At 74.8% G+C, this 16,764-nt stretch carries 10 protein-coding genes; 2 read left to right on the top strand and 8 right to left on the bottom strand.

The genetic code is table 11. From position 1 onward, the window contains the following. Window positions 1-289 precede the first annotated feature (289 nt). Window positions 290-484, bottom strand: a complete 195-nt coding sequence (locus tag ACIG87_RS04530) for a thiazolylpeptide-type bacteriocin (RefSeq protein ID WP_396848133.1) — start codon at window positions 482-484, stop codon at window positions 290-292. A gap of 153 nt (window positions 485-637) precedes the next feature. On the opposite strand from ACIG87_RS04530, the gene ACIG87_RS04525 reads away from it, so the two are divergent. Together ACIG87_RS04525 and ACIG87_RS04520 are read left to right on the top strand one after the other, a co-directional pair. Further along, window positions 638-1,906, top strand: coding sequence for an amidohydrolase (locus tag ACIG87_RS04525; RefSeq protein ID WP_396848131.1), 1,269 nt, complete (start codon window positions 638-640; stop codon window positions 1,904-1,906). 307 nt (window positions 1,907-2,213) lie between these two features. Next, complete coding sequence (locus tag ACIG87_RS04520; RefSeq protein ID WP_396848129.1) at window positions 2,214-3,344, top strand: hypothetical protein; 1,131 nt, start codon at window positions 2,214-2,216, stop codon at window positions 3,342-3,344. 78 nt (window positions 3,345-3,422) lie between these two features. On the opposite strand, the gene ACIG87_RS04515 is transcribed toward ACIG87_RS04520, so the two are convergent. From ACIG87_RS04515 to ACIG87_RS04485, 7 genes are all read right to left on the bottom strand, one after another. After that, the gene (locus ACIG87_RS04515; protein WP_396848127.1) at window positions 3,423-3,701 is read right to left on the bottom strand and encodes a potassium transporter TrkA; all 279 of its coding nucleotides are present in this window, start codon (window positions 3,699-3,701) and stop codon (window positions 3,423-3,425) included. Between the two features lie 244 nt (window positions 3,702-3,945). After that, entirely contained in the window at window positions 3,946-4,152 is a 207-nt protein-coding gene (locus tag ACIG87_RS04510; RefSeq protein ID WP_396848125.1) for a hypothetical protein, read from the bottom strand. Window positions 4,153-4,200: 48 nt separating this feature from the next. Then, window positions 4,201-6,108 (bottom strand): hypothetical protein, encoded by a 1,908-nt coding sequence (locus ACIG87_RS04505; RefSeq protein ID WP_396848123.1) that lies wholly within the window; start codon window positions 6,106-6,108, stop codon window positions 4,201-4,203. Next, window positions 6,105-9,665 carry a DUF5682 family protein gene (locus ACIG87_RS04500; RefSeq protein ID WP_396848121.1) on the bottom strand — a complete coding sequence of 1,187 codons (3,561 nt, stop codon included), beginning with the start codon at window positions 9,663-9,665 and terminating at the stop codon, window positions 6,105-6,107. Before ACIG87_RS04500 ends, ACIG87_RS04505 begins: the two co-directional genes overlap by 4 nt. Further along, window positions 9,649-10,809, bottom strand: a complete 1,161-nt coding sequence (locus ACIG87_RS04495; RefSeq protein WP_396848119.1) for an AAA family ATPase — start codon at window positions 10,807-10,809, stop codon at window positions 9,649-9,651. The genes ACIG87_RS04500 and ACIG87_RS04495 overlap by 17 nt, the downstream gene beginning before the upstream one ends. Then, entirely contained in the window at window positions 10,806-15,563 is a 4,758-nt protein-coding gene (locus tag ACIG87_RS04490; RefSeq protein WP_396848117.1) for a hypothetical protein, read from the bottom strand. The genes ACIG87_RS04495 and ACIG87_RS04490 overlap by 4 nt, the downstream gene beginning before the upstream one ends. Continuing rightward, window positions 15,560-16,435 (bottom strand): DUF4132 domain-containing protein, encoded by an 876-nt coding sequence (locus tag ACIG87_RS04485; RefSeq protein WP_396848115.1) that lies wholly within the window; start codon window positions 16,433-16,435, stop codon window positions 15,560-15,562. Before ACIG87_RS04485 ends, ACIG87_RS04490 begins: the two co-directional genes overlap by 4 nt. Between the last annotated feature and the right edge of the window lie 329 nt (window positions 16,436-16,764).

The raw sequence follows: 16,764 nt of genomic DNA, 5'->3' as shown, positions 1-16,764 counted from the left end.
CAGCGGACACCGTCACCACCGCTAGCCGCCGCAGAAAACTGAGCGGACGACGATTTCGGAATCGCTGGCCCAGCCCGGAGTACCGATCGAGCAATTCATGAATGGAATCATCTGGATTGCTTGATCAACGGTCAAGTACGCAGAACCGTCTACCCCGTACCCGACCGCCATTTTGACGCGGAACAGAAAGTGATCGCGGTATCACTATTCGTTCCGGTCGACGGTCACGGTGACCGCCGCCGGTCGCCCGCCGGCGGTCACCGCACCGGTCACCGCACCGAGTGGTGGGTCAGCCGCAGCACGAGGTGGAGGACGCCGTGCTCGTGCTCGACGTGGTGCTGCTGGTGGTGGAGGTGGTGGCGGAGCTTGAGGTCGAGGCGAGGACCGCCTCGGTGACATCGGTGTAGTCGGAGATCGCGAAGGTCTCCGTCTCCAGCTCGAGGATCTCCTGGGCGATAAGATCCAGATCGGTCTGGCCGCTCATGGCTGTGCTCCTTCGTGTCGTCCCGACCAGTCACGACCGGGAGCCCGGTTGGCCCGTGCCAGCCCAGTCCACCGGCTCGCGCTCACGGATCGACAGCACCACGATGGCAGCCGTTGTCAGTGACCTGTGAGCGCGTCGACCCAGACTGCGTGGGTGGAGACCCGCCCCGCACCGCAGCCGGCAGTCGGACCGGCGCGTGGCGACGTCGTACGGGCGGCGCTGAAGCTGTACCGGCACCTGCACACCCACCCCGAACTGTCGGGCGCGGAGGAGCGGACCGCCGCCGCCTTCGCGACCAGACTGCGTGCCGTGGGCTTCGACGTCACCACCGGGATCGGCGGGCACGGCGTGGTGGGCAGGCTGACCAACGGCGACGGGCCGACGGTGCTGCTGCGCGCCGAGCTGGACGCCCTGCCGATCGCCGAACGGACCGGGCTGCCCTACGCCAGCGAGGTGGTCGCCCCCGACGGCGACGGCACCCCGACCCCGGTCATGCACGCCTGCGGGCACGACCTGCACCTGGCTGCCCTCGCCGGCGCGGCCGAGGTGTTCTCCACCGATCGGCACGGGTGGCGGGGAACCCTGCTGGCGGTCGGCCAGCCCGCCGAGGAGACCCTGCGGGGAGCCGCCGCCATGATCGACGACGGGCTCTACCGCCGGTGGGGCCGTCCCGACGTCGCACTGGCCCAGCACAGCGCGCCGCTGCCGGCGGGGTTGGTGGCGCACGGCGACCTGATGACCGCCGGTTCGGTGACCCTGGAGATCACCATCGAGGGCAACGCCGGACACACCGCGATGCCGCACCACTGCGTCGACCCCGTGGTCGCCGCCGCCTTCGTCGTGGTGCAGCTGCAGACCATCCGGACGCAGCAGGTCGACCCGGCCGAGCCGGCCGTGCTCACGGTCGGACGGCTCTCCGCCGGCACCCGGGCCAACGTCGTCGCCGAGAGCGCGACCATCGGGGTGACGATGCGGGCCTACTCGACCACCACCCTGACCCGGATGCGGGAGGCCGTCGAACGGATCGTCCGGGCAGCGTGCACGGCCGCCGGAGCACCGGGCGAACCCCGGATAGCCGTGGTCGCGCAGTCTCCGGTCAACCGGCCCGATCCGCAGGTCACCACCGAGGTGCGCGCGGCACACGTGCACGCCTTCGGCGCCGCGCGGGTGGCCGGCTGGCCACCGTCGCTCGCCACCGAGGACTTCCCGTTGCTCGCCGCCGACGGGGTGCCCACCGGATACTGGATGCTCGGCACGATCGGGCCGGCCCAGTGGCGGGCCACCGCCGGTGACGCCGCCGCCAGGATCGCGCAGATCCCGGGCAACCACTCACCCCGGTTCGCGCCGTACGCCCCGCTCGCCGTACCCACCGGGATCGACGCGCTGACCTCGGCGGCGCTCACCTGGCTCGGCCGGTCGTAAGGTCCAGCGGGGGGGTACCTCGAACCGCGGCGCACGGCGACCCACATCGCGACCCGGGGCGGTTGCCGGTCGACGGCGCCGGGTCCGGGAGTCGGTCGCCCGGCACTGCGGAGGCCGCAATTCGCACTCACCGAAACAGCCGCTGACCAGGTGTTGTTCTACTCCCCGAGCGACGTATGGTTCATCCAACGCCATTCCGCACGATGGCCAGGAAATGTGATATTCCGGCCATCGCTACGACAGCGTTTCCACCGGGCAGCCCGATCTGCCCGCCCTCCACCCTTGATGTTCGGCACCGGAGGTGCCCGTGACGCTCTACGGATGGGACACCAGTGACTACGACGTCGGCAGGGGATTGACCTCGTCCCGGGTGACCGCCGCCGCGGGTCTGGGGATTGCCTTCCTCACCAGCAAGGGAACCGAACAGACACCGTCCAGCGTGTTCCGGAGCCTGAGCTGTGGCTGGATCCTCGCCGCCGGCCGTGACGCCGGCATTCCCTACCTGGGGGTGTACGTCGTGGTCCGCTCCGGGGTGCCTGCGGCCACCCAGGCGCAGACCGTCATCGACCACGCCGACGCCCGCCTGCCCTGGTGGCGCAGCTGGCCCGGGTTCTTCTGGCAGGTCGACCTGGAGCGGTGGCCCTACGACGCCGTCGCACCGGCCGTCGGGGTCCAGGTCGCCACCGAACTGGAGGCACGCACCCAGAAGATCGCCGTGCTGTACGCCTCCAAGGGCCAGTACGGCACCAGCCCGCTGGGTCACTTCCCACGCTGGAACGCCAACTACCCGAACAACCTCGACGAGGGCTTCAGCGCCGCCTATGCCCGAGCCGGCGGGGACGCCGGCCCCGGCTGGGCGGCGTACGGCAGCCCGTCCGCAGTGCCCCGGATCTGGCAGTACACCAGCACCGCCCGGATCGGCGCGCAGCACACCTGCGACGCCAACGCGTTCCGGGGTACGGACACCGACTTCGCGGTACTGATCGGCGCTACCACAGCAGGAGGTACGGACGTGCAGACAGTCTCCATCGACACCATCTCTCCCGGCTCCGCCGTCGCGGCCGACGGGGCCTTCCACCCGATCCGGTGGAAGGACGGCAACACCGCCTACCGGATCACCGCCACCGGCCTCATCGGCCACCAGTCGAAAATCGAACTGGTCGGTCTCCACCAGGGCGACCTGGTCCGGCTTCGGGCGGTCTACACCTTCCCCGGCAATCCGACGCCGACCTCCCAGATCCTGAACCAGCAGGCCGTGACGGTCGACCCGGCTCTCACCGGCGGTGGATTCGTCACGATCAGTGCCAACGAGAACCACCAGGTCCCCGCCGGCACCACGCTCACCTTCGAGCTGGCGGTCACACCGTCCTCCGGTACCGGAGGACGGAAGCTGAGCTACGGCAACGCCACCCGCAGATCGGTGCTGCTGTTCTCCTAGCCCCGTGGTCGAACCGGTTGCCCACCACCCGCCGCAGCACGTCGAGTTCCACCTGTCTGCTGACCGGGGGCGTACGCATCAGCACCGGGGCACGGCCGGCGACCGGCCGGCGGCGGGCTGCTCCCGCCCCTCGGTCACCTCGACGATGTCCATGATGCCGAGCAGCCCGGCCAGCGTGATCGCCTCGGCGCGCGTCAGGGACAGGCTGTGCATGCTGTCCGGGTCCTGGCCGTCGTCCTGGACCAGGTCGCGACGGCCGCTGGCCCGGTGGGTGACGACACCCACCCGACGACCGTTCTCGGTGACGAAGGAGAGGCGCGTTCCGATGCCGGGCAGTGGGGTGCGTTCGACTTCCATGGGGCGACTCCGCAGCGAGGATGGCGGGTGAGAGCGTGGGATCGGCTGCTGCACGCCGGCATCGAGCCGTACGGCGGCTACGTCGTGGGCCACCGCCCGCTGACCACGACCCGGCGGCCCGTGCGGTACCGGCTCAGCGGCCGGTGGCGCAGGGACGGGTCACGGCGTGCGGTGCGGGCGGCGATGCGCAGGCCCGACCCGACCGGTCCGGACGACGACCGGACCGGTCGGCACGACGGGGACGTCAGGCGACAGCGACGCGCTGCGGCGGGGCGCGGTCGGCGGACCAGGCCGGCACACAGCCCGGCACCGCACGGCGTCCGAGCCGGAAGACGATGCACAGCCCCACCGCCCGTGCCGCGCACAGGACGACCGCGAGCACGGCCAGCACGAACAGCGTCGACAGCGGTCTGCGCTGGTCGACGCCGAGGTGGCTGCGCCCGGCATGCATCCGACGACTATAGCCGGGATCGGTCACGGGTCGTGCCGGGCGCAGCCGTCAGGGCAGCCAGGACGCCTCAGCAAGCGCCCGGGAGGCCGCCTCCTCGTAGACCGCCAGCGCCAGCCAGGACTCCGCGAACACCTGCCCGTCGTCGTCGGTGAGCCGCCCGAAGGCGTCCCGGGGACGGGCCCGCGCCGCAGCGCCCATCGCCGCGAGCAGGTGCGCGCCGAGATCCAGGCGGGCCAGCCGTAGTCCGCGCTCCGCGGAGTCGGCAAGCGCCTGGATCGCCCGGCCACCCGAGACGACCCGCTCCACCTGCCGGCGCAGCAGCCCCAGCGCCGGATCGCCGAGTCCCGGCCGCGGCACCGGACCACCGGGGCCTGGAAGCTGCCCGTCGACCGGCGTCGCGGCCGACCCGCTGGCCGCCCTGAGCTGGCTGTGGTGCAGCCGGTCGTACCCGAGGTCGGCGTGGCCCGCCCAACTCTCCGGCAGGCCGAGCCCGGGCTCGCCCACGGACGTCGGCCCCACGGCGAGCGCCTGGACCGTCGCCCGGCGGAACGGATCGAGCCGGCCCACCAGGCGCAACTCCACCCCCACCACCCGCCCCAGCAGCCGCAGGTTGTCCCGGTGCGGCAGGGCGGCGTGCTCGTCGGCGACGGTCAGCGTCAGGACCGCCCCGTCGCCGGTCGCCACCAGGACGGCGTCGTCGTGGCCGCCCAGCACCCGCACGGTCAGGAAGAGCAGGTCGGCCCCGGCGGGGCGCTCCGGCACCGGCAGGGTCGCCGCGCCGAAGGCCCGCCGTACCTGGTCGGACAGGGGCTGCGCCCACAACCCGACCAGGGGTTCGTCGGCCCAACCGGCACCACCGGCCCGTACCGCGCGTACCGCTCGCCCGGTGCCCAGCTGCCCCGACTCCGACGCGGTGCCGCCGGACACCACCAGCCCGGCCCGGGTGAGCTGCCGGTGGCTGAGCCCCGACTCGCCCACCGCCACCGTCGAGTCACCCGCGCCGGCGGCCCGTCCCACGTCCCCCGGGGCGAGGTCGGCGACGGTCCAGAGTCGACCGTCGCGGTCGACCAGGTAGGTGACCACCCCGGCGTACCCGGAGTCCGTCACCACGGGCACCGCGCAGAGTCCGTACAGGCGCAGGCCGGCCTGCGGGTCGTAGGCCCGCCGGGCGGTGCCCAGCAGCGGCCCGAGTTCACCGGCCGGCGGTACGGTCCCGCGCAGCCGACGGGACACGGCCAGCAGCTCGCGCAGGTCGTCGGTCAGGTCGGACAGTCGGTACTGCGGCTCGGCCGTCCGCGCGGCCCGCAGGCCCGCCGCGACCCGGGTGCCGGACGCGGCGGCACGGTGCAGACCGTTGGCCCTGGCCTCGTGCACGGCCCGCAGCAGGGCGGTCCGCAGCACGACCCCGCAGCCGACGATCCCCGCCGCGAGCACGGCCACCGCCACCTGCCACAACCCGTCGGCGGCGGCCTGCTGGCGCGCCGTCAACCCGCCACGCAGCGCCGGACCCACCGGCTCGGCCGCCGCACCGCTGGACGCCCCGGCCGCCGCACCGGCAGGAGGATCGGCAACGGCACCGGCCGACGGACCAACCGCCGTGGCGACGGACCGGCCGACGGTTTCCGGCACCTGCTCCGGCACCGGGTCCTCCACCGGCTCCGGCGGAGCCGAGTCGTCCACCCGGGCCAGGGCGAGCACCGCCATCCGGTGCAGACAGTGGGGCGCGAGCAGGCAACTGCACCGGGCGTCGGCGGCGTTGCGCACCACCCCGTCGACCGCCACCAGCGTCACCATGGTCGCGTCGTCGACCCGGACCGTCACCTCGTCGGCCGTGCCGGTGACCGGCCAGCCGCTGGCTCGGGCGACCGCGTCGTCCACCTTCCTGCGCAGCCGGGCGGGCAGCGCGTCGAGCGCCTCGGCCAGCACCGGCGCGGTCACCGCCGGCAGCGCGGTCATCGACGCACCTGCTCCCCGACCCACCGGGCCAGCTCGAGCGGGCTCAACGCGGCGATCGGCATCCCCGCCGCCACCAGCTGACCCGCCGCCGAGACCGAGTACCGGGGCCGCCCGGTGTCGTCCAGGCTGGCGCAGCCCAGCACCGGGCAGCCCGCCTCGACCAACGCCCGGGTCTCGGCCAACAGCCCACCCATCGGGAACCCCTCCTCGAAGTCGCTGATCACGACCACCATCGTCCGCTGCGGAACGGTGACCAACGACCGGGCGTAACGCAGCCCGGCCGCGATGTGCGTGCCCCCGCCGACGCTGATCTCCAGCAGCAGGCCCAGCGGGTCGTCCACCCGCTCGGACAGGTCCACCACCTCGGTGGAGAAGGCCACGAAGTGCGTGCTGAGCGCCGGGACACCGGCGAGCACGGCGGCGGTGAGCGCCGACCAGATCACCGACTCCTCCATCGATCCGGAGACGTCGACGACGAGCACCAGCCGCCAGTCCACCCCCCGGCGGGCCCGGGTCCGGAACACCGGACGCTCGGGCACCAGGACGACCCGCCCCTGCGCGTCGCGGCGGCTCGTGGCCAGGTTGGCCCGCAGCGTCCGGGGCAGGTCCAGCGGCCCGCCCGGCCGGTAGGTGGGGCGTGGTGTGGTCAGCCCGGTCAGCGCCGGCCGCAGCCGGGAGGACAGCTCCCTGGTCAGCTCCTCGACGAGGCGGGCCACCAGTGGTCGCAGCCGCGCCACGGTGGACTCCGGCAGCCCGCCGGCGAGGGTGAGCACGTCGCGGAGCAACTCGACGGAGGGGCGCACCGCCGCCGGATCGAGTTCGGTGGCCGCGTCCAACCGGCCCGCCTCGACCGCCCGGGCCAGCACCTCCTCCCGGACTCCGGGACCGAACAGGGCGGACAGCTCCTCCGCCCACTCCCGTACGCCGGGGAACGACGCTTCCCGGCCGGCCCGACCGGCCGCCTCGGCACCGGCGCCCTCACCCCGGCCGGCCCCGTACAACTCGTCGAGCGCGGTGGCGTACCGGCGTGCTCGCGGCCCGACCCGGGCGGACTCCCGGCCGAGCACGAGCCGCCACCGGTCGACGGTCGAGAGCGCGCCGGCCGGTGCCCGCCGGGTGGGCCGCGCCGCACCGGGGACCGCTGCCGGCAGGTCCGCCGACGGGTCCACCGGCTCGGGGGCGAGGAAGCCCTGTCGCAGCAGCGCCGCCCGGCCCGCCCGATCGGCGAGCAGCCGGACCAGCAGGGCGTCCGGATCGTCGAGCACGGCGATGTCGGCGGCCGGACCGGTGCCGTCGAGCCGCTCCCGGACCACGTCCAGCAGCCGGTCCCGACCGGCCGGGCTGACCACGTGGAAGCCGGCGCGCAGCGCCGGCAGCCGGGTGAGGAACTCCTCGTCGGGCAGCGTCTCGACCCGGTCGAGAAGCCCGTCGAGCACCTCGCCGCTGGCCCGCAGCAGCGGCTCGGCGACGACCAGCAGCCCGGTCAGGTGGCCCTGGAGCTGCTGCCGCGCGGCAGGCGTGGTCGCGGTGTCCAGCCAGGACGCGATGCGTCGCCCGAAGGCGGCCGGCTCCCGCAGGCCCACCAGCACCTGTACCGCCCCGGCGGCGGCGGCCATCATCGGCGTGCCCTGGGCGGCGAGCCGGGCCAGGCAGTCGGCCAGGCGCAGCCCCGCCCCGGCGGTGTCGGCCCGCTGGGCGAGCGCGGCCAACGCCTCGGCGTCGGCCACGTCCTCGGCACCGGCCAGCCCGTCGACCTGCCGGATCGCCGCGCTCTCCAGCACCTCGGCGACCCGGCCCAGCTCGCTCGCCGACAGCCCGGCCCCACCCGCCAGTTGGCCGAGGCGCAGCCGGTCGAGCAGCGCCAACGCGGCGATCAGTTCGCTGAGGGTGCCCTCCGCCGGCACCGTGGCCGACAGTTCGGTGAGTCGGCGCGCGGCCAGCTCGGTCAGGTCGCAGCGCGCGGCGTCCGCCAGACCACCGATCACCGCGGCCACGGTCGGGCCGTCCTCGGCCCGCTCCCGCCGCCGCCGCTCCACCAGGGCGCCCTCGGCGGCCTGGCCGAGGGTCACCCCGCGCAGGCCGGCCACCTCGATCGTCGCCTCGGTCCGGGGTGACCAGGCCACCCGCCACCGCGCGGTGACCGGGTCGACTCCGCCGACCCCCTCACCGGCGACCGGTTCGGCGTAGTCGACGCCGCAGACCACGAGCCGGTGCAGGGTGATCTCGCGCCGCCGGTCCAGCTCCGAGCGGAGCGGGTCCAGCCGCAGGTCCCTGGCCGGGTCGCCGGCACCGGGCAGCCGCAGCCCGGCCAGCAGCTCCCGTACCACCGGGCCCAGCCCGGAACGGGGGGTGCCGGGGGCCAGCGCGCCCCGCCGGTCGCCGACGAGCACCTGTTCCATCGCCCCGGCCACCACCCGGCCCCGGCCGAGCACCTCGCCGTGGGCCAGCACGCTCTGGATCGCCTCGACCAGCTCGCCCCGGCCCGGTGCGGGCAGACCGCGCAGTCGGGCCAGGTCGAGCGCGAGCCGGACCGTCTCCCGGGCCTCGCCGGGGCCGGCCGGGTGACCGGCCCGGCGGATCGCCGCACAGACGGCCACCACGGCGGCCACCGTCGCCGACTCGACGGCGGCGGGGGCACCGTCGGCCGCGAGGACCGACTGCTGCCACTGCGGATCACGGATCCCGGCCGGATAGCCCGACCGGGCGTCCAGCAGCCCGAACGTGTACGGCACCAGCGACGTCACCACCGACGTGCCGGTCGGACGGTCCGGTGGCGGATCGTCCGCCCCGGTCAGCAGCGCCGGGGCGTGGAACGCGCCGACCAGCGCGGCCACCCGCCGTTGCCCCGCCTCGGCCAGGCACTGCCGCATCCGTGCCTCCCGTCGCAGATCGAGGGCGGACACCCCCGGCCCCCGCTCGGCGTCGACGCGCAGCGCCCAGCCGACCGCCAGCGCCGCACGGCGTACCGCCTCCGGGCTGCCACCGGGTGCCCGTGCCTCGACCGACCGGTCCCACAGGTCCTCGTCGGGACGCCCGGTGCCCGCCGCCCGCAGCGCGTCGGCGAACGACCGGCCCACCGTGGCGGCACCCCCCGGTCCGCGCTCGCGCTCCCCCCACGCCGGGTCGGCCAGGGGCAGATCGCACGGTACGACCGGAACCCCGTTGCGGGCGGCCCAGCGCACCGCGACCAGCTCCGGGGAGAAGTCGGCGAACGGGTAGAACGCCGGCCCCCCGCCGTCACCGACCACCCCGGCCAGCGCCACCGGGGCGGTCGTGGCCGGGTCGGCGAGCCACGGCAGCCACTCGCCCAACTCCGGTGGCAGTTCGAGGAGCAACACCTCGGGTCGGCACTCGGCCAGCAGTCGCGGCAGGGCCACCGCCAACGCGGGTGAGTGGTGCCGCACCCCGATCAGGTACGGCCGCCGGTGCCCGGCCAGCTCGGTGACCGCGACCAGGGGATCGACCAGCCCTGCCCCGGTCGGCGGCCCGGCCAGGACCGGCGACCCGGCCAGGGTCGGCGGGTCAGTCGGGGTCGGCGGGTCAGTCGGCAAGGACATCGCGCAGTTCCCAGAGTCGCCGCCACAGCCGTGCGCCGTCCTCGGCCCGACGCCGGACCGCGCCGTCCCAGTAGCCGAGCAGCTTGACCCCGTCGGCGGGGTCATCCTTGCGGACCACGCCCAGCAGGTGCCCCGGCAGCAGCGACAACACGTCCCGGTCGCCGGGGAAGTAGGCCGCCGCCAACGCCAGCGACGTCGCGACCGCCACCGCCTCGGCGGTGCTCATCACCGTCGACGGCCGCTCCACCTCCCAGCCCTCGACCGACTGCCCGGCGCGCAGGTCCCGGAATGCGGTGACCAGCGCCTCCAGCACGGCGTCGTCGACCGCGAACGGGGTGTGTACCCGGTCCAGCGTGGCGCGGGCCTGCCGCTGGACCAGCGCGACCTCCTGCGCCAGGTCGGGAATGGGGCCGACGGTCTCGAAGTTGAACCGGCGCTTGAGCGCCGCCGACATCTCCGACACCCCCCGGTCCCGGAGGTTGGCGGTCGCGATCAGCGTGAAGCCGGGGGCGGCGGGGACCGTGGCCTCGGCGGTGCCGGACAGCTCGGGCACCGCGATCCGCCGGTCGGACAGGATGGACACCAGCGCGTCCTGGACCTCCGGCAGGCACCGGGTGATCTCCTCCACCCGGGCCACCGCGCCGGTGCGCATCGCGGACAGGATCGGCGACGGCACCAGCGCGGCGGCGCTCGGCCCGTGGGCGAGCAGCAGCGCGTAGTTCCAGCCGTACCGCAGCTGGTCCTCGGTGGTGCCCGCGGTGCCCTGCACGACCAGCTCGCTGGTGCCACAGATCGCGGCGGACAACAGCTCCGACAGCATCGACTTCGCCGTGCCCGGCTCGCCGACGAGCAGCAGGCCCCGCTCCCCGGCGAGGGTGACGACGCAGCGCTCGACCAGTGCCCGTTCGCCGACGAACTTGGCGGCGACGGCCAAGGTGCGGGGCAGGCCGTCGCGGCGTGCCTCCTTCGGCAGCTCGAGCTCGGCACCGGCGCTGCCGACGATGAACGTGACGACCGCCCGGGGGGTGAGCCGCCAACCCGGAGGACGGGGCCCGCCGTCGTACGCGGCGAGGAACTCCAACTCGGTGGCGTGGGCGTGCTCGGCGGGGTGGACCTGCCGAGCCGCCGGGGTGGTCGTGGTCATCGGCGCCTTTCCGTAACAAGATCGTCGAAGCGGGGTGCGTCGCCCTCGCCCAGCCGGGCCCAGGCGAGCGCGAACAGCCGGGGCGCGGGGGCGAGCGGGGTGACGATACCCAGGGCGGTCACGCCGCCCTCGCCCCCGACCAGCAGCGGCAGCTTCCACCGTTCCAGCGGCAGCAGCGGCGCCTTCAGCGCCAACCAGCCACCGGGCAGGAACAGGGACCGCCCGGCCCGGGGTCGCTTCGCCGCCACGACGTGCGAGGTCGCGGCCAACTCGGCTCGGGCCGCCTTGAGCCGGGCCGGCTTCCAGCCGGTCCACCGGGCGACGTTGCGGTCGGTGGGGTCGGGCAGGGCGAGCAGTTGCAGGTAGAGCGCTGCGGCGTCGGCGCTCAGCCCGAGCGTCGCGCCGACCGTCGCGACCAGCTCCGGCGCGGACCGGGTCGGGTCCTGCGCGAAGCCCTCGGCCATCGCCGGGACGGCGTAGGACACCACCTCGGTGATCTGGTCACCGAGCAGCGCCCGCAGCGCCGTGAGCACCGGCTCGTCGACCCGGTCGAGGCGGGCCCGCAGCACGGCCAGCGCCGGATCGTCCACCCCGGACAGCCTGCCCGGGTACAACCGGACCTGGTGCCAACGGGCGGCGGGCGGGATCAGCACCGGGCCGATCTCGGTCCCCGCCGGGCCGGTCGTCGCCGGGAGGCCGAACGCGGCGGTGAACGCCGGGATCCGGTTCCCGTCGAGGTGGCCGACGGGGACGGTGAACTCGGGATCGGCCAGCCGCTGCCGGGCCAGTCGGGCGGCGACGGGCAACGCCGACCGGAGCGGGTCGTCGACGGCCAACTGGTAGGCCAGCCATGGCAGCGTCTTGGTCAACGCGGTCAGCGCGTCGTCGTCGTCGATGCCCAGGCCGGAGCCGGCCAGCCAGTGGCAGGTGGCCGAGTTGGCCACCCAGTGGAGCACTGCCGAGGCCGGCAACGGGCTGGTCACACCGGCCCGGTCCACCTGGACGATCAACTCGTCGGACACCGGGCGGCGTCGCCCGTGCCGGCGGGCCCACTCCTCGACGATCAGGTCGTGCCGGGGCCCGTCCGCCCAGAGCGCCGCCGGGTCCTCGGGCAACAGCTGCTCCAGCAGCGCGGCGAAGCCCTCGCTCCGGTGGCCGCCGGTGCCCCAGAACCGCGCCGCCGTGGCCGCCGCCGCCGGGTCGGGCAACCCCAGCGTGGTACGGGTCTCGGCAGCCTCGGCCTTCTCCCACGCGACCCGGGGCAGGCCCGCCAGCAGCAGCACCGCCTCGGCGTGGCTCATGCCCGCCTCCTCGGACAGCGCCCGCGCCCGGTCGGCGTGCCAGGGTGCCGGGCCGTTCTCGCGGACCAGCCGGACGAACCCGTCGAGCCGCTCCGGCGTGACCGCACCGGTCCGATGGATCTGCTCCTCGGTGATCCGGAAGCCCGGCACCGCCGCGAACCGCCCGGTGGCCGCCCAGTCGAGCACGTCGACCTCGCGGTCGTCGGTGTCCACCGCGAGCACCAGCAGCCGGCGTCCGCCGGCCTCGAAGACCTGGCCTCTGACGTGGCTGAGCGGCTCGGTGCCGTCGGCGACCAGGGTGGCCCGCCGTACCCGGCTGCCCGGGGCGACGAGCCCGGACCGGGCGCAGACCTCCAGCAGCGTCAGTAGCTCCTCACGCACCTCGGGTCGGCACACCGGTGCCGCCGCCCGGTACATCGCGGCCGGCAGCAGTCCCAGCGCGTCGAACCAGTCGAGGTCACCCTCCAGCTCGACCGCGGCGTCCGGTACCGGCCCGGTGCCGGTGAGCGCGGCGCCCGCCCGCGTGATGAGCCGCCGGGCGCTGTCCCCCTTGCAGTAGCAGTACTGGATGAGCCCGGACAGCCCCTCGGCGAGCAGCCGGTCGGCCTCCGTCTTTCCGGCAGCGGCCACGGCTGGACCCGGATCACCGGCCGCCGGGCTGATGTCCTGCCCGCCGGCCAGCACGGCGGCCAACGTGCGCAGCCGCGCCACCTGCCCGGCGGCCTGTGCGACGAGACCGGTGACCCCGGCGACGAGAGCGGGGTCGGTGAGCTGCGGAAGATGCCGGCCGACCAGGGCACGCACCTGTGCGGTGTCCAGACCGGCCGCCTCGGCCAGCAGCGCACCGGCCTGTTCGTCGGTGACGACGCGCAGCGCCGCCGAACCGGCCTCGTCGCGGGGGCGCAGGAAGTGCCAGAACTCCGGCGGCGGCGCCAGGCGGGTGCCGGCGGCGAAGGCCGACCGCTCGCCGTCGGTCGGGTAGCGGCCGAGCAGGAAGCCGTCGTCGGCGCAGATCAGCAGGCCGCGGCTGCTCGGCAGCAGACCATAGGTGGCGGCCGCGCCGGGGAACCGCACCGCTGCGGTCAGCGTCCCGTCGAGGCCGACTCCGGGCGGCAGGGCGAAGGACCGGCCGTTCACGGCTTCGCCGGCCCAGCCACCATCGGGGCCGCGCCGGACCCGCCATCCGGCGAGCCCGTCGGCCCGACCCAGCGGGCTGTCGGACGACTCGGTGGGACGCAGCCAGGACGCGTCGGCGTCCAGTGGCTGGCCGTCGACCGTGCCGTCCTCGAAGAACGTCGGCAGGGAGAACCGGCCGGGCTCGCCGGTCACGGGGTCGTACTCCCGCCATCCCGGCGTGCGGTCGGCGGCGCGCACCCAGTAGGTGCTGCCGTCGCTGATCACCCGGCCGCCGGTCCGCTCGCCCCGGTCGCCGGCCCGCAGCGGACGGCGGCCGAAGGTACGCCCCCCGCCGGGCAGCGGCAGCGACAGGTCGGCGTACATGTCGAAAGCGTCGTCGGCGATGACGAAGACGTCGTCCGGTGTGCCGCTCCAGTAGGCGGCCCGGTCCGGGCCCCGGTCCCAACAGACCAGCAACTGACCGTCGACGTAGCGCAGCACCAGCCGCCACCGGTACCGGCGTTCCCCGGCCGGGATCCGCATCAGGTGCTCGTGCTCCACCCCGTCGGGCCCGATCACCGACACCAGGTCGCCGCTGAGCAGCAGCAGGTACGGCCACTGCCCGATGAGCTGCACGTCCTGGTCCGGCTCGCCGAGGCGGGCGGCGGCGTCGTCCAGGGCGGGCCAGCCGTACTCGTCGAACAGACCGGACCGCAGCGTACGGCCGAGGACCGGGCCGAGGTCGTGGTCGACGACCCGGCGGACCGCCTCGGGGTTGACGGCGAACCCGGCCGGGCAGGCGACGGTGTCGACCCGGTCGAGGTGGTGGTCGAGCATCGGCAGCCCGTGGCGTCCGACGGCGACGGCGAGGGTGTCCAGCCAGCGCTGGAGGGCGGTCCGGAGGCCGGGTACCGCGATGATCTCCCGCACCCGCGCCGTCGAGTCGCGCTGGTCGCGCGAGCCGGTGCGCAGCCGCCTCTCCACGCCCTCCATCAGCGCCGGCAGGAAGCGCGGGTCGGCGGCGACGGCCACCAGGTCACGCCGGCCGTCGGTGTCGTCCGACAACCAGTGCTCCAGCCGGTGCCGGACGTCGTCGGTCGGCTCCGCGACGGGCACCCCCAGCGCCAGGCAGGTGTCGAGCAGGTCGAGGTCCACGGCGTCGCGCGCGCGGCAGAGCGCGACCGGCACCCCGTCGGACTTCAGCCGTCCGGCCATCCGTTCGACGAGCGCCAGCAGCCCGGGGTGCCGCTTGCGGGTCCGCCACGAACGGCTTTCGCGGTGCTCGTCGAAGCGGCGCAGCCAGCCGGCGGGTCCGTCCGGCGAGTCGGCCGCGGCGGGCACGCTGCCCGCCGGCTCGGTCAGCGCCGCCGTGGCGCCGGCTTCCTCCAGCACACTGAGCCAGACGTCGTCGCCGCAGTGCTGGGGAGTCAGACCGAGCAACCGGCCGCGCAGGGCGGGGTCGACTGCGGCGAGCCGGGCCAACGGTGCCCGGTAGGCCGTCCAGAACGCCTCCGGCGCCCGGTTGAGCGCCGGGGCGGCCAGTAGCGCGCCGAGCACCCGCTCGTCCTCGGCGGCCGGGTCGAGCCCGGCCTTGCGGGCCAGCCGGCGCAGATCGGTGTGCATCGCCGCGTACGGCGGGAGACCGCCCAGGGTGCGCTCCACGCACAGCCGCAGGAACATCCCGTACGCGTCCGCCGGGGCGCACCGGGCCGCCAGGTCCCGGGCGTGGCCGGAGAGCGCCTTCGCGGTCAACGCCCCGGCCAGCGCGAACTCCAGGAACACGGCGTGCTGGCGGTCCTCGTCGATGGTCAGCCCGTAGGCGCGTTCCGCCTCCCGTGCCTTGCCGAACATGCTCGCCGCGTACGTCACGCTGTCGGCGGCGAGGAACGCCCGGCCGGCCTCCTCGTAGAACGTCGGCAGGAAGTGCGGCACCGACCGGGCCAGCCGCTCGCCGAGGGTGTTGAAGCCGTCCTTCGCCGGGCCGATCCGGGACCGGGCCGTCCGGGCCAGCCGTTCGATCTCCTTGACCAGGGCCAGGGCGTGATGCCCGTTGGCCGGATCGTGGACCAGCGCCCACGCCGGGAAGCCGAGCGCCTGCTGGCGGACCACGCCGACCGGGGTCACCCGGTCCGGCCGGGCGAAGCCCAGGAACTCCAGGGACAGGTCCTCGGCCTCGCCCAGCGCGTCGCTGACCAGCCGTACCACGGTCCGCCCGGCGAGGACGGGGTGGGCGTACCGGCGGGCGGTCAGGGTGTCGGCGGTGTCGTCCTTGGCCACCACCGTGCCGGCGGGCAGCACCGCCCCCGCCTCCAGCAGGTCCATCGCGTCGACGCTCACTGATCCTCCTCCTGCTGTGCTGCCACGACCCGGCCGGCATACAGCGCGGCGGCCATCCGGGTACCTTCTGACCAGGCCACCGGGCCGACCGCGCCCAGTGGCAGGGCGGTGCCGTGCCGGTCGGTGAAGACGAGGTCACCGGTCTCGGTCTCGTAGTACGGGTCGTCGGTGCCGACCCACGACCGGGCCTCGACGGTGTCGCCGTCCTCGACGATGCGGCACACCGCGTTGCCGCCGCGCACCGGGTAGCCGAGCTTCGTGGCGCGGGCCGTCAGGTGGCGCAGCTGGTCGTACCGGCCGCCGGCGTAGTCGCCGAACCGGGTCGCCGTCGCGTCGACGTCCGGCCCCCGGACCCAGGTCTGCCGGAAGAGTTGGTCGACGGACTGGTTGACCTGCAGGTCGGCGGCGAACTCGCGCAGGTCGTCGAGGTCGGCGAGCGTGACCGGGTGCGGGATGACGACACGCCGGGCGGCCCGGCGGACGGTGTCGCCGTCGAGGGTGACCAACCCGACCTGGCCGTCGCCCGCCTCGCGGAGCAGACCCACCTCGTCCGGGTCCCAGCGACCGTCGTCGTCGAGCACCGCCACCACGAGGTCGGTGAGCGCGGTGCGCCACGCCTCGTCCGGCCACACCTCGGTCAGGACCGCGACCGGCACCGGCAGCGAGCGCACCATCCAGCGTTCGATGTCCGTCCGGCACTGGGTCTCGTGCCGGACCAGCCACTCGGTGAGCTGACGCAGCCCGACCACGGCCGGGTCGTCGCGCACCGATGCCGGCACGGAGCGCAGCTCCCTGCCCTTGGCATTCCGGGCGACGATCTCGCCATCACGTAGAGTGACTTGATAGCCACCCGCTACCTCCGACCAACCCATGTGAACATCCAACGCTCGACGGGAGAAGACACCGGAGGTTAGCCCGGACGGGTGACAACAATGCGCCGTCGCGCCACGATGTGAGCCGGCCAGGATCGCGCGGATCGTTACTCTCAGTGACGATCGACGTAGCGCCGAACGGGTCCGGAGGATCACCAGCCGGCGCCGACGGCACGGCGATGGCGCGGCCCCAAGCGCAGGTCCGAGAGGCCGCCAGCGACGTCGCACCGACTGGGGGCCACCGGCTGCGCCGCACCGGCCAAGGGCGGCCGAGCACACCTGAACTGCTCACGGCCAGTGATGATTCTTACTCGAAGCCGGGTCGTGGT

Origin of the sequence: Micromonospora sp. NPDC051925 (assembly GCF_044548625.1) — a bacterium.
In the GTDB taxonomy this organism is placed as follows: domain Bacteria; phylum Actinomycetota; class Actinomycetes; order Mycobacteriales; family Micromonosporaceae; genus Micromonospora.
Note: the sequence above shows the minus strand (reverse complement) of the source record. Positions and strands in the feature narration are given on the sequence as shown.